The organism is Candidatus Skiveiella danica (assembly GCF_022705245.1).
Classification (GTDB): domain Bacteria; phylum Pseudomonadota; class Gammaproteobacteria; order Burkholderiales; family Burkholderiaceae_C; genus Skiveiella; species Skiveiella danica.
The window spans coordinates 269-13605 of sequence record NZ_JAKJEW010000008.1 but is presented as its reverse complement, the minus strand read 5'-3'; the positions used below and the strand labels follow the sequence as shown (position 1 = coordinate 13605).

Annotated in this window: 12 protein-coding genes, 2 tRNA genes and 2 pseudogenes; 7 read left to right on the top strand and 9 right to left on the bottom strand. The window is 63.7% G+C overall.

What is annotated here, in order from left to right:
* Nucleotides 1-56 precede the first annotated feature (56 nt).
* The 3 genes from ACMUOY_RS06200 to ACMUOY_RS06190 are packed head-to-tail and all read left to right on the top strand — an operon-like array spanning nt 57 to nt 3197.
* Nucleotides 57-1481 carry a hypothetical protein gene (locus ACMUOY_RS06200; RefSeq protein ID WP_413891829.1) on the top strand — a complete coding sequence of 475 codons (1425 nt, stop codon included), beginning with the start codon at nt 57-59 and terminating at the stop codon, nt 1479-1481.
* 10 nt (nt 1482-1491) lie between these two features.
* Nucleotides 1492-2397, top strand: coding sequence for a metal ABC transporter substrate-binding protein (locus ACMUOY_RS06195; RefSeq protein WP_413891828.1), 906 nt, complete (start codon nt 1492-1494; stop codon nt 2395-2397).
* Entirely contained in the window at nt 2394-3197 is an 804-nt protein-coding gene (locus tag ACMUOY_RS06190; protein ID WP_413891827.1) for a metal ABC transporter permease, read from the top strand. The genes ACMUOY_RS06195 and ACMUOY_RS06190 overlap by 4 nt, the downstream gene beginning before the upstream one ends.
* Before the next feature lie 138 nt (nt 3198-3335).
* Here ACMUOY_RS06190 and hemW read toward each other — a convergent pair whose 3' ends face one another.
* From hemW to ACMUOY_RS06165, 5 genes and pseudogenes are all read right to left on the bottom strand, one after another.
* The gene (gene hemW / locus ACMUOY_RS06185; RefSeq protein ID WP_413891826.1) at nt 3336-4583 is read right to left on the bottom strand and encodes a radical SAM family heme chaperone HemW; all 1248 of its coding nucleotides are present in this window, start codon (nt 4581-4583) and stop codon (nt 3336-3338) included.
* Nucleotides 4584-4617: 34 nt separating this feature from the next.
* On the bottom strand, nt 4618-5217 hold the full coding sequence (rdgB, locus tag ACMUOY_RS06180) for an RdgB/HAM1 family non-canonical purine NTP pyrophosphatase (protein ID WP_413891825.1): 600 nt from the start codon (nt 5215-5217) through the stop codon (nt 4618-4620).
* 45 nt (nt 5218-5262) lie between these two features.
* Nucleotides 5263-5991 (bottom strand): ribonuclease PH, encoded by a 729-nt coding sequence (gene rph, locus ACMUOY_RS06175; protein ID WP_413891824.1) that lies wholly within the window; start codon nt 5989-5991, stop codon nt 5263-5265.
* 65 nt (nt 5992-6056) lie between these two features.
* Nucleotides 6057-6959 carry a PP2C family protein-serine/threonine phosphatase gene (locus tag ACMUOY_RS06170; protein ID WP_413891823.1) on the bottom strand — a complete coding sequence of 301 codons (903 nt, stop codon included), beginning with the start codon at nt 6957-6959 and terminating at the stop codon, nt 6057-6059.
* Nucleotides 6956-7953, bottom strand: a pseudogene (locus ACMUOY_RS06165) (serine/threonine protein kinase). Before ACMUOY_RS06165 ends, ACMUOY_RS06170 begins: the two are co-directional and overlap by 4 nt.
* 89 nt (nt 7954-8042) lie before the next feature.
* Here ACMUOY_RS06165 and ACMUOY_RS06160 point away from each other — a divergent pair.
* The 4 genes from ACMUOY_RS06160 (at nt 8043) to ACMUOY_RS06145 (ending at nt 12190) form a co-directional block, all read left to right on the top strand.
* Nucleotides 8043-8960: a YicC/YloC family endoribonuclease gene (locus ACMUOY_RS06160; RefSeq protein ID WP_413891822.1), complete on the top strand. Its 918-nt coding sequence runs from the start codon at nt 8043-8045 to the stop codon at nt 8958-8960.
* Nucleotides 8961-8995: 35 nt separating this feature from the next.
* Entirely contained in the window at nt 8996-9616 is a 621-nt protein-coding gene (gene gmk / locus ACMUOY_RS06155; RefSeq protein WP_413891821.1) for a guanylate kinase, read from the top strand.
* A 14-nt stretch (nt 9617-9630) separates the two neighbouring features.
* Nucleotides 9631-9834 carry a DNA-directed RNA polymerase subunit omega gene (gene rpoZ / locus ACMUOY_RS06150; protein WP_413891820.1) on the top strand — a complete coding sequence of 68 codons (204 nt, stop codon included), beginning with the start codon at nt 9631-9633 and terminating at the stop codon, nt 9832-9834.
* A gap of 94 nt (nt 9835-9928) precedes the next feature.
* The gene (locus ACMUOY_RS06145; RefSeq protein ID WP_413891819.1) at nt 9929-12190 is read left to right on the top strand and encodes a RelA/SpoT family protein; all 2262 of its coding nucleotides are present in this window, start codon (nt 9929-9931) and stop codon (nt 12188-12190) included.
* A 14-nt stretch (nt 12191-12204) separates the two neighbouring features.
* Here ACMUOY_RS06145 and greB read toward each other — a convergent pair whose 3' ends face one another.
* The 4 genes and pseudogenes from greB to ACMUOY_RS06125 form a co-directional block, all read right to left on the bottom strand.
* Nucleotides 12205-12759: a transcription elongation factor GreB gene (gene greB / locus ACMUOY_RS06140; RefSeq protein ID WP_413891818.1), complete on the bottom strand. Its 555-nt coding sequence runs from the start codon at nt 12757-12759 to the stop codon at nt 12205-12207.
* A gap of 75 nt (nt 12760-12834) precedes the next feature.
* A tRNA-Arg gene (locus ACMUOY_RS06135) sits at nt 12835-12911 on the bottom strand.
* 29 nt (nt 12912-12940) lie between these two features.
* Nucleotides 12941-13017, bottom strand: a tRNA-Ile gene (locus ACMUOY_RS06130).
* Nucleotides 13018-13057: 40 nt separating this feature from the next.
* Nucleotides 13058-13337: pseudogene (locus tag ACMUOY_RS06125) on the bottom strand (heat-inducible transcriptional repressor HrcA); the annotation flags it as partial.

Sequence of the window (13337 nt, the reverse complement as noted above, 5' to 3'; positions counted from 1 at the left end):
GTTGTGGCGCGACTGCGTTGTCATGCCGCCGCCGACCCTTTCGGAAACGCCTCGCCATGAACCGACCCATCCCTTTTTCCGCTACGCTGATTGCGTTGGCCATCGCTTCGCCGCCGCTGCTTGCTGCCGACAACACCCAGCTGCAACAACTTCAGCAAGAGATTGCCGCCATGCGCAAGGACTATGAAACCCAACTCAAAGCGCTCGAGGTGCGGCTGAAACAGGCCGAGGCCAGCTTGGCTACCCAGGCGGCGTCCGCCGGCCAATTGCCTGCGGCACAAGCGGCCCCGTCGTCTGCGCCCACGGTCGCAGTGGCCACCCCGCCACCTTCGGCTGGAGCCCCTCCCGCCGCCCCTTCCGCGGGCAAGGGCTTCAACCCGGACATCGCCCTGGTACTGGCCGGCAGCTACGCCAGTTTTTCCAAGGACCCGACGCAGTACCGCATTCCCGGCTTCCTGACGGGCGGCGAGATCGGGCCGGGCGTGCAGGGTTTCTCGCTGGGCGAGTCGGAGCTGACGATGTCTGCCACCATCGATCCTTGGTTCTACGGCTCGATGAGCGTGGCGCTGGCCGCCGACAACTCGGCCTCGGTCGAGGAGGCCTTCATCCAGACCACGTCGCTGCCGGGTGGCCTGGGGCTGAAAGCCGGTCGCTTCCTGGCGTCCGTCGGGTATCAGAACGACAAGCACGCCCACACCTGGGACTTCATCAATGCCCCACTCGCCTACCAGGTGTTCCTGGGTGGCGCGCTGGCGCAGGACGGCCTGCAGATCAAGGCGGTATTGCCGACCTCCCAGTTCATCGAACTCGGTGGCGGGATCGGTGCCGCAGGCGAGTACCCCAGCGGCACCGGCAATCGCAAGAAGCCGGGCACCGGCACCTTGTTCGCCCACACCGGGGGCGACGTCGCTGCCAGCAACAGCTGGCGCGCCGGCGCCTCCATGGTCTGGGCCAAAGCCTACGACCGCCCCTTCGAGGACATCGACAGCGCTGGCAACCCGGTCAGCAACGTGTTCACCGGCAACACCCGCCTGGGCATCCTGGATGCGGTCTGGAAATGGTCCCCCAATGGCAATTCGACGCGAACCAGCCTGACGCTGCAGGGCGAATACTTCCGCCGCCTGGAATCCGGCTCGCTGGTCTACGACGAAGGCGGTCAGGCGCTGGCCGACAGCTTCCGTTCAGCCCAGAGCGGCTGGTACGCGCAGGCGGTGTACAAGTTCCTGCCCGAGTGGCGGGTGGGTTTGCGCTACGACCGGCTCGACGTCGGCAACGTCAACGCCTCCAGCAACACGGAGAACCTCTACCTGCCGTCCTACTCGCCAAACCGCACCACGCTGATGTTCGACTGGGCGCCCAGCGAATACAGCCGCGTACGACTGCAGCTGGCCCAGGACCGCGCCCGCTATGGCCTGACCGACAACCAGATCATGATCCAGTACATGATGAGTCTGGGTTCCCACGGCGCCCACGGCTATTGAAAGAAATACCATGAAGAGACTGATTCCTATCGCGTCGACCGTGCTACTGGCACTTGGCATGCAGACCGCTCGGGCCGACATCAAGGTGCTGGCCTGCGAACCCGAATGGGGCGCGCTGGTCAAGGAACTGGCTGGCGACAAGGCCAGCGTCTACGTGGCCACGACAGGCCTGCAAGACCCCCACCGCATCGAAGCCCGCCCGAGCCTGGTTGCGGCCGCACGCAATACCCAGCTGGCGGTCTGCACCGGCGCCGACCTGGAGGTCGGCTGGCTGCCGCTGCTGATCCGCCAGTCGGGCAACAGCGCGATACAGCCCGGTAAACCCGGCAACTTCGAAGCCGCTGCGTACGTCCGAAAACTCGAAATTCCAGACCGTCTGGACCGGGCCGATGGCGACGTGCACGCCGCCGGCAACCCGCACATCCAGACCGACCCGCGCAACCTTGCGCTGGTGGCCGAGCCCCTCGCACGCCGCCTGGCCGAGCTCGACCCGGCCAATGCTGCTGTCTACCAGGCGCGCAGCGCGGACTTCCTGGCGCGCTGGAAGGCGGCCATCCAGCGCTGGGACAAGGAAGCCTCACCGCTGCGCGGCGTGCCGGTCGTGGTGCAGCACAAGGCGTTTCCGTACCTGCAGCAATGGCTGGGGCTGGTGGAGGTGGCCGTGCTGGAACCCAAGCCCGGCGTGGAGCCCACCAGCGCGCACCTGAGCGCGGTGCTGGCCGGTCTACAGGCCAAGCCAGCCAAGATGATCCTGCGCGCGGCCTACAACGACGGCCGGGGTGCGGAATGGCTGGCCGATCGCACGAAGCTGCCGGTCGTGGTGCTGCCCTTCACCGTGGGTGGCAATGAGCAGGCGAAAGACCTGTTCTCGCTGTTCGACGACACGGTGCAGCGGCTGCTGAAGGGCGCCCGATGACGTCCACGGCCATCGACTGGCACATCTTGCTGCCCGCCCTGCTGGCCGGCCTGCTGGTGCTGGCCACCCATGTGCCGCTGGGCGCGCAGGTGCTGCAGCGCGGCATCGTCTTCATCGACCTGGCGATCGCGCAGATTGCCGGCATCGGTGTCATCGCGGCGGACGCGATGGGCTTCGAGCCGCAAGGCTGGGCGGTGCAGGCGGCGGCCCTGTCGGCAGCCCTGCTTGGCGCCCTGGCGCTGACCTGGACCGAGCGGCGCTGGCCCGACATCCAGGAGGCGCTGATCGGCGTGCTGTTCGTGCTGGCCTCGTGCGCCGGCCTGTTGCTGCTGGCGGGCAACCCGCACGGCGGCGAGCACCTGAAGGACCTGCTGGTGGGGCAGATCCTGTGGGTCTCGACCCAGCAGCTCATCGGTATGGCGGCACTGACCGTGCTGGTGCTGGCCTTGTGGTTCGGGCTGCGTGAGCGGCTCGGGCGAGCAGGGTTCTACCTGCTGTTCTCGCTGGCGGTCACGGCATCCGTGCAGCTCGTGGGCGTGTACCTGGTGTTCACCAGCCTGATCGTGCCGGCGCTGGCGGTGCGAAGTCTGCGCCCTGCCCTGCGACTGCCAGTCGCTTACGCCATCGGCGCGCTCGGCTACCTGCTGGGGCTGGCACTTTCCGCGCGCTTCGACCTGCCGTCAGGGGCGGTGGTGGTGCTGGTGATGGCGGGGATTGCGCCGGTGGTCCCATGGGTCGCCGTTCGATGGGCGAAGCCGTCGCCGCCGGAAACCACCCCAGACAAGGGGCGCATGGACTGAAACGACGGCTGGAAGGTCATCTGGCCTATATTCAGAGTGTTCTTGGCGCCTTCCCAGCGTCGAATGGTCACTGCCAGCTATCTTTTCAGGACTTCACCGGTGGAATGAAGGACGCTTCGGGTCCGCCATGCAAAGGCTTCAGGTGGGCAGGAAAAGCGCCTGCAGATCGCTCAGGAAGTCGAAACCCCGCTCGGTCGGTCGCACGTGGGTGAAGTCGCGCTGAATCAGGCCCTTGCCTTCTGCCGCTTCCAGGGCAGCCTGGATGGCGGTCACGGGCAAACCGGTGCGCGCGGTGAAGTCCTGCAGGGCAAAACCCTCCTTCAACCGCAACGCGTTGAGCATGAATTCAAACGGCAGATCAGCGCGGGCCACCTCGTCGTCCTGCGTCACAGCCTGCCCCGCCAGCGCGCGGTCCATGTAGCCGAGGGGCTCACGGTAACGCACCTGACGCACCATACGGTGCGCGAAACTGAGCTTGCTGTGGGCACCTGCGCCGATACCGACGTAGTCACCGAACTGCCAGTAATTCAGGTTGTTCCAGCAGCGATGTCCGGGCCGGGCGAAGGCAGAGACCTCGTAACGCTGCAGCCCCGCGACACCCGTCAGCTCGGTCAGGCGGTCGAGCATGGCGTAGGCCATGTCGTCCTCGGGAACCGCCGGAGGGTACTTGGCGAACACGGTGTTCGGCTCGATCGTCAGGTGGTAGATCGAAATGTGCGGCGGCCCCAGCGCCAGCGCGGTGTGAATGTCTTCGTCGAGCTCTGCCAGCGTCTGGCCGGGCAGCGCGTACATCAGGTCCAGGTTGAAGGTGTCAAACGCCTGCGCAGCCTCTTCAACGGCGGCCAGCGCCTGCGCCCGGTCGTGCACGCGGCCCAGCGCTGACAGGTGCGCGTCGTTGAAGCTTTGCACGCCGACCGACAGGCGCGTCACGCCTGCAGTGCGAAACGCCTTGAAGCGATCCTTCTCGAAAGTGCCGGGGTTGGCCTCAAGCGTGATCTCGCAATCGGGCGTCAGCGGCAGCCGCGCCCGGATGTCGCCCAGCAGGCGGTCGATCGCCTGCGGCGAAAAAAGGCTGGGCGTGCCGCCGCCGATGAAAATGCTATGCACCGGGCGGCCCCAGACCAGTGGGAGGCTGGTCTCCAGATCGGCGACCAGGGCATCGATATAGCGCTGCTCTGGAAGCTCGCCCGCTTCGCCGCCTGCACGGAACTCATGGGAGTTGAAATCGCAATAGGGGCATTTGCGCAGGCACCACGGCAAGTGCACGTAGAGCGACAGCGGGGGCAAAACAGGCAGTCGCAGCGTGCCGGGCCGCATGTAGTGCTGGATGTCCTTCAGGGGCACCGTGGCAGACAGCGCCTGCGCCACGGGAATGATCTGCTTCATGGGGTCTGTCGACTTCCGGCGCACCGCCACGGGTTCACAACCAGCGCTCGCGGATCAGCTCCAGCATCGTGCGGGCTGCCCGGCCGCGGTGGCTGTGCGCGTTCTTCACCTCGACAGGCAATTGCGCAAAGGTCTGCCCGAACTCGGGAATGAACATGACGGGGTCGAAGCCAAAGCCGTTGTTCCCAACCGGCTCGCGGGCAATTTCGCCGACCACGCGGCCCACGGCGATCAGCGGCTCGGGGTCGTCGGCACTGCGCACGGCCACCAGCGTGCTGACCATCGCGGCGCGCCGGTTGGCTATGCCCTGCATCTGCTCCAGCAAGGCCCGCACATTGTTGTCGTCACTCTTTTCATAACCAAATTGCGTCGCGTAGTACGCGGTGTCCACCCCCGGCAGGCCGCCAAAGGCGTCCACGCACAGGCCGGCGTCGTCAGCCAGCGCCGGCAGGCCACTGGCTCGGGCGGCGTGGCGCGCTTTCTCCAACGCGTTCTCCACGAAGGTGCGATGTGGCTCCTCGGCCTCGGGAATGCCCAAGTCGGCCTGGCGCACCAGTTCCACGTCCAGCGGCGCCAACATGGCCTGCAATTCGGCCAGTTTGCCCCGGTTGTTGGATGCAAGCACGATTTTCATGACGTTTTATGCCAATTCCCAGCGTCGGATGGTCGTAATCAGCTATCAATCAGAGAGCGAATCGCCCTGCAGGAGAACCAGTTCACGGATGCCTTTTTCCGCCAGCGCCAGCAGCGCGTCCATCTCCTTGCGCGAAAACGCCGCGCCTTCGGCTGTTCCCTGCACTTCGACGAAGTTGCCAGCGCCGGTCATGACCACGTTCATGTCGGTGTCGCAGGACACGTCCTCGGTGTACTCCAGGTCCAGCAACGGCGTGCCTTGCACCATGCCGACCGAGATGGCCGCGACATGATCGATGATCGGCGACTCGCTCAGCTTGCCGGACGCCAGCAGCTGGTTCACCGCGTCCTGGGCCGCCACGAAGGCGCCGGTGATGGCGGCCGTGCGCGTGCCGCCGTCGGCCTGGATCACGTCGCAGTCGAGGTGAATGGTGCGCTCGCCGAGCTTCTTCAGGTCGAACACTGCGCGCAGCGAACGGCCGATCAGCCGCTGGATTTCCTGCGTGCGCCCGCTCTGCTTGCCGCGTGCGGCCTCGCGGTCGCCGCGGGTGTGTGTCGCCCGCGGCAACATGCCGTATTCCGCCGTGACCCAGCCCTCGCCGCTGCCGCGCTTGTGCGGCGGCACCTTGTCTTCGACCGACGCGGTGCAGAGCACCCGGGTATGGCCAAACTCGACCAGCACCGAGCCCTCGGCGTGGATGGTGTAGCCGCGGGTGAAACGCACCGGGCGCAGGGCGTTCGCGGCGCGGCCGCCGCTTCGTACAAATTCAGTCATGGTTCACAGGTCCGGCAGATTGGGAAACAGTTTGGCGCCGCAGCGAGGCGCGGCAGGCAGGGTGATCAGGTCCTGCGCAAGGCAGAGCGCCGGATGGCTTCGTTGATCTCCGCAATCGAGCGCTCGATCGCATCGTCATCGAGTTCCTCGACCATGCTGTCGAGCACACCGGACTGTATGGTCGATGCGAAAACCCCATCGCTGATGCTGTCGGTGGAGATGCCTCGCGTCGACTCAAACGCGTTGGCGGTCTCCCACTCCATCGCGAGCACGGTGACGTTGTCGCTGCGCGCCCCACCTTTGCGCAGGGCTCGCTCGGCCAGGTCGGGAACGGCGTCGGACACCGGCTGGGTCGCCAGCTGTTCGACGATTTCTTCCTCCCCCACTGTTCCCCACAACCCGTCGGAGCACAGCATGATCTTGTCGCCTTGCTGCAGTGTGATGGGCCCGGTGATGTCGAAAACCGGCCGCGTCGGCGAACCCAGGCAGGTGAACAGGATGTTGCGATTGATGCGGTCCATGCGCACCACGCCCGGCGGCTGGTGCTCCATGTACGAGTGGTCGCGGGTGCGCGTCAGCAAGGCGTGGTCGCGCACCACGTACAGGCGCGAATCGCCGCAGTGGATGCAGGTGACGCAGCCATCCTGAACCACCGCCGCCACCAGCGTGGTGCGGGGCGTGTCCAACATGCCCTTGTCGCCGGCGTAACGGATGATCTGGTGATGGGCCGCCATCATGCTGGTGCTGAGGAAGCCCGGCACGTCCTTTACGGAGGGCTTGGCCTCCTTCTGAAACAGTGCCGAGACCGTCTGCAGGGCCAGTTGAGAAGCAACCTCGCCTTCAGGATGGCCGCCCATGCCGTCCGCCAGGACAAACAGGCCGGATTCCCGCGTGTAGCAATAGCCCATGCGGTCTTCGTTCTTGTCGCGACCGCCTTTTCGGCTGACCTGAAAGACTGAAAACTTCATTTCGCCTTCGCCCCAAAGCGCGTGCCCTTGGCCAGGTTCTTCTTGGTGTCGGTGACGATGGTGTCAAACTGCAGCCGGACCTTTTCGCCCACGCTAAGCTTGGTGTAGCGCCGCTCGCCTTCACGACTGAGTTCTTTCTGCAAGGCAAAGACCGACTGCGGGCGCGACAGGGGGTCCAGCGACATGCACCACTCCACTACCTCAATCAGGTTGTCGGAGTAGACGCCACGCTGGCGCGAGAGCGACAGGGACAGGCGGTCCTTCTCCAGGCGCTGCGGCGCATCATTGGGCGGGTATCCCTGCATGCAGGCGTAGATGCAGGCGCCGATCGCATAGATGTCGGTCCAGGGCCCCATCGAAGAGTCGCGCCGGTACATCTCGGGGGCGGCAAATCCGGGCGTGTACATCGGGCGGATGAAGTTGCCTTCCTTGCTCAGAACCTCGCGTGCGGCGCCGAAATCGATCATCACGGCGCGGTTCTCGTCGGTGATGAAGATGTTGGCGGGCTTGATGTCCAGATGCAGCATCTTGTGCTGGTGCACGATGCGCAGGCCCCGCAGAACTTCGTCGAACAAGGAACGGATGGTGGATTCGCGGAAGACCTTCTGTTTCTTGAGATCGCGGGCAGTGACGATGAAATCCTGTAGCGTGGCGCCTTCCAGGTAGTTCATCACCATGTAGACCGTTTCGTTCTCCCGGAAGAAGTTCAGCACGCTCACGACGGAGGGGTGCGAAATCTGGGCCAGAGAACGTCCCTCTTCAAAGAAACTCTTCAGGCCCAGGCGGTAGAGAGACAGCTTCTCGGGCTGTACCTGTGGCAACAACTCGCCCGGTGGCCGGGTCGCCAGTGACGACGGGAGGTATTCCTTGACCGCAACCTGCTGCCCTTCGTTGTCGACAGCCAGGTAAACCACTCCAAAACCGCCTGCAGCAAGCCCCGATAGCCACCGATGACGGTGTCGGGCGGAAGGGGGGCAGGCTTGACCTTTGACATAATTTGGGATGTATCGACCACAGGTACAGGTTTGAGTGCCCGGCAAAGACTCAGAAAACGCGGCTCGCAACCACCAACAGGGATCCTCAATGTCAGTTTACAGCATGACCGGCTATGCGGGCGTACAGCAAAGTGCACCCCAGAGTCCGGCCGGGCCCGAGTCCCGATCGACACCGGTCCAGCGGCTCGGGCTCGAGATTCGTTCGGTCAACAGCCGGTTTCTGGACCTGAGCCTGCGTCTGCCAGATGAGCTGCGCCAGCACGAACCCGCCCTGCGTGAGCTGATCACCCGCCACATCAAGCGTGGCAAGGTCGAAGTCAGGGCCGCCATCGACGCCGGCTCGGCCTCAGCCGTCACAGAGCCATCGCCACGGCTGTTGCAACGGTTGAATGCGGTGCAGGACAACGTTCGCGCCTGGCTGCCTGACGCGACCCCCCTGAGCGTTGCCGACGTGATCCGGCTGTCCTCGACGGAATCCACGCAGGCGAGCGATCCCGGGCAGGATCTGCTGCCGCTGGCCGAACGCGCCGTTACGGCCCTGCTGGAGGCGCGCGAACGTGAAGGCGCCCGCCTGGCCAGCATGCTGATGGATCGCCTTGGCCAGTTGAAACAACTGGGTTTGAGGGCGGTGCCGCTGGTTCCCCAGCTGGTGGCCGCGCAACAGGCCCGTTTTCTGGAACGCTGGCGCGAGGCGATGGCCCTGACGGACGGCACTACCTTGCCGGAAGGCGCCCAGGACCGGGCATTGACCGAGGCGACCGCATTCGCCATCCGGATCGACGTCGCTGAGGAGCTGACGCGCCTGAACTCGCATCTGGACGAAATCGAACGTCTGGTCGGCAAGGGCGGGGAAATCGGCAAGCGGCTCGATTTCCTGATCCAGGAACTGCACCGGGAGGCCAACACGCTGGGCTCCAAGTCGGCCACGCTCGAGATGACCCGCATCTCGGTCGACATGAAGGTTCTCATCGAGCAGATGCGCGAGCAGGTTCAGAACATCGAGTGAACGCATCTCCGAAACGCAACGCATTGAATCGACTTATGGACTATCCAGGCAACTTGTTTGTGGTCGCCGCGCCTAGCGGCGCCGGGAAATCCAGCCTGGTGAAGGCCTTGATGGAACTCGACTCGGGTGTGCAACCGTCGGTCTCGCACACCACACGCCCGCCGCGCGGCCAGGAGAAACACGGCCGGGAGTACTTCTTCGTCTCTGAACCCGAGTTCGACGCGATGGTCCTTGGCGAAGCCTTTGTGGAATGGGCCCATGTCCACGGTCGGCGCTATGGCACATCGCGCAAGGCCATCGAAGACCGGATCGCGACCGGCGCGGACGTGGTGCTGGAAATCGACTTCCAGGGTGCGATCCAGATCAAGCGGATCTTTTCGAATGCCGTCCTGATCTTCATTCTTCCCCCAAGCTGGGAAGAGCTCCGGTCCCGGCTGGAACGCCGGGGCGAAGACGCCGCCGAAGTGATCGAACTGCGACTGCGAAATGCCGAAAAGGAGATGCGCCAGGTGCGCGAATTCGACTTCGTTATAATCAACGAGTTATTTGAACGGGCACTTTTCGACCTCAAAGCGATCGTTCATGCCCAACGGCTCAAGTACACGGCCCAGCGCCGCGCCCGTGCCGACACCTTCAAAGCCCTCAACATCGACTAGTCACCTGGAACACCATGGCCCGCATTACCGTTGAAGACTGCCTGCAGAAGATCCCGAACCGTTTCCAGCTGGTTCTCGCCGCCACGTACCGGGCGCGCATGCTGAGCCAGGGCCACGCGCCAAAGATCGAGAGCCGCAACAAGCCGGGTGTCACTGCCTTGCGCGAGATTGCTGCGGGCAAGGTCGGCCTTGAAATGCTGAAGAAGGTGCCTGGCTGAGTTCGGCGGCCTCGCACCCGACCAGAAAGCACCGCTCGGCGGTGCTTTTTTCTTGCCAGACCCATTTGTTCCCTGACCGAGCTACAGTAAGGGTATGAGCGCGGTCGTCCCCCCCACCTCACTGCCTGTTGCCTCCCGAAAGAAGGAAGGCGGGCCTCTGGCTGCCGCCAACGCGGCTGCGGCCAGCTTTGCTGCGCTGACCGAACGTCTCGACTATCTCAGTGCAGGCGACATCGAGCAGGTTCGGCGCGCTTACCGTTACGCGGACGAGGCACACCTGGGACAGCTCCGCAACAGTGGCGAACCCTACATCACGCACCCGATCGCAGTCGCCGTCCAGTGCGCCGAATGGAAGCTTGATGCGCAGGCCCTCATGGCTGCGTTGTTGCACGACGCGATGGAGGATTGCGGCGTCACCAAGACGGACCTGATCGAGCGTTTTGGCGCCCCGGTGGCGGAACTCGTCGACGGACTGACGAAACTCGACCGCCTTCAGTTTCATACCCGGGAAGAAAACCAGGCCGAGTCGTTTCGCAAGATGCTGCTGGCCATGGCGCGGGACGTCCGGGTGATCCTCATCAAGCTGGCCGACCGAACCCACAACATGCGCACCATGGGCGACATGCCGCGGTCCAAGTGGGCCCGCATATCGGCGGAAACCCTTGAGATCTACGCGCCCATCGCGCACCGCCTGGGTCTGAACCAGACCTACCGGGAACTGCAGGACTTGTCGTTCCGCTACCTGCGCCCGTGGCGTTATGCGGTCTTGTCCAAAGCGGTGGGCCGGGCGCGCAACCGACGGCGCGATCTCATTCAGAAAGTCCGGCGTGAAGTCGAAGCGGCCTTTGCCTCCATCGGCATGAAGGTCAGGATCGCCGGACGCGAGAAGTCCCTGTACTCAATCTACCGGAAGATGGATGAGAAGCACCTGAGCTTTGCCCAGGTGACCGACATCTACGGGTTCCGGGTCATCGTCCCCACCGTGACGGACTGCTACACGGCGCTCGGTGTGCTTCATCAGATGTACAAGCCGGTTCCCGGCCGCTTCAAGGACTACATCGCCATCGCCAAGCTCAACGGCTACCAGTCGCTCCATACCACGCTGGTCGGCCCTGCGGGTGTCAACGTGGAGTTTCAGATGCGGACCGAGGCCATGCACGTGGTCGCCGAGTCGGGAGTGGCCGCGCACTGGTTGTACAAGGCAACAGACCCTAACAGTCCGACAGCCGGACGTCTGGGGGTCAAATGGCTGCAGTCGCTTCTGGACATCCAGGATGAGACCCGTGACGCCGCGGAGTTCTGGGACCACGTCAAGGTCGATCTGTTCCCGGACGCGGTTTATGTCTTCACCCCGAAAAGCCAGATCATGGCCCTTCCTCGAGGCGCGACGGTGGTGGATTTCGCCTATGCCATCCATAGCAATGTCGGTGATCACACCGCTGCTGCCAAGATCAATGGAGAGCAGGTGCCGCTGCGCACGGAACTGAAGAACGGCGATGTGGTGGAGATCATCATTGCCCCCGTCTCAACGCCCAACCCGGCCTGGCTCGGCTTCGTGCGCACCGGGCGGGCACGCTCCAAGATTCGCCACCACCTGAAGACGATGGCACAGGCAGAGTCACAGGCGCTAGGCGAAAAACTGCTTGCTCAAGCGCTTCGCGCAGAAGGCATCGAGAAACTGCCTTCAGATGACGCCGTGTATCAGCCCATCTGGGAAAAGCTGATCCGGTTCACTGGCAACAGGAACAAGGCCGAGCTGCTGACCGACATCGGACTTGGCCGGCGTATCGCCAGCATCGTGGCCAAGCGCTTGGTCACGATGCTCGGCGAACGCGGGGAAAAGCCCGATGCCTTGCTGATGACCCGCGAACGCTACACGGCCCATGAAACCGTCTCCCAAGGTGCCGTTTCGCTCGACGGGGCCGAAAATGCCTCGGTCCAGTATGCACCGTGTTGCCGTCCGGTTCCTAGTGATCCCATCGTGGGATACCTTGGTCGCGGCGAAGGCCTGGTGGTCCACATCGCGGACTGCCCCGTCGCGTCACGCCTGCGTCACAAGGATGCGGAGCGGTTCATCCATGTGGAATGGGCGGACGAGCCCGCGCGACCGTTCGAGACCGGCGTGATCGTCACGGTGACCAACGGCAAGGGTGTGCTGGCGCGGGTCGCGTCGGCCTTTGCAGGCGCAGAGGCAGACATCATTCACATGGACATGGGTGAGGAGGCCGCACAAGAAGCCACCGATCTCCGGTTCCTGATCGCCGTTCGCGACAGCACCCATCTTGATGGGGTGCTCCGCGCCCTGAACCGCACGACGTCGGTGCTCCGCGCAAACCGTACCCGACCTGCCAGCTGAGCTTGCCGCGCCGTTCAAATGCCTTTCGGATAGCGGACACCCACCACCTCGATTTCCTTTGTCCCTCCTGGGGTGACTAATCTGAGCACGTCGCCGACACGGGCCTTCAGCAAGGTCCGGGCAATCGGTGAAACCCAGGTGACCTCGCCTCGCGCGCTGTCGGCTTCGTCGATGCCGAGGATCACGATGGTAGTTCGCATGCCGTCCTCGTCGATGTAGGTCACTTCTGCGCCGAAAAAAACCTGCTCGTTTCCATGGTGTACCGAAGGGTCGGTCAATTCGGCCACTTCGAGGCGCTTGGTCAGGAAACGGATGCGGCGATCAATCTCGCGCAGCCGTTTTTTCCCATAGAGATAGTCGCCGTTTTCCGACCTGTCCCCGTTGCTGGCGGCCCAGTGCACGACGTCGACCACCTTCGGCCGCTCGACGTCGATCAGGTCCAGCAATTCGGACCGCAATCGCGCATATCCGGCCGGCGTGATGTAGTTGCGGGTACCAGCTGGAACCTGCGGCAACACGGCGGCGTCGTCATCGTCCGCCGTCTCTTCGCGGGTAAAGGCCTTGCTCATGACAGTACTCCAACCCAAGACAATGAACGACCAACGAAAAAGCCTGCAACTTTCGTTGCAGGCTTTTCGTCTTTTTGGTGCGGCTGGCAGGAATCGAACCCACGACCCCTTGGTTCGTAGCCAAGTACTCTATCCAGCTGAGCTACAGCCGCCAAGTCTCATATTATACCACTGAATTTGCTGGTAGGGCGTGTTGGACTTGAACCAACGACCAAAGGATTATGAGTCCTCTGCTCTGACCAACTGAGCTAACGCCCCTCGCAAAATTTTCGCGCCTTCAATCTTGATTGTAGGTGCTCTACTTGAAGTGGCTCAGTGCATTGCTGACCAATTTCGACGTGATGTCCACAATCTGGATCATCCGGTCGTAGGGCATTCGAGTCGGCCCGATCACGCCAAGAGTGCCCACCACGACCCCGTCCACTTCATAGGGTGCACTCACGATCGACAGCTCCTCGAAGGGCACGATCTGGCTTTCGCCGCCAATGTAGATCCGCACGCCCTCAGCCTGGCTGGAGACGTCGAGCAAGCGCATCAGCTGGGTCTTCTGCTCGAACAGATCGAACAGGCGGCGCAGA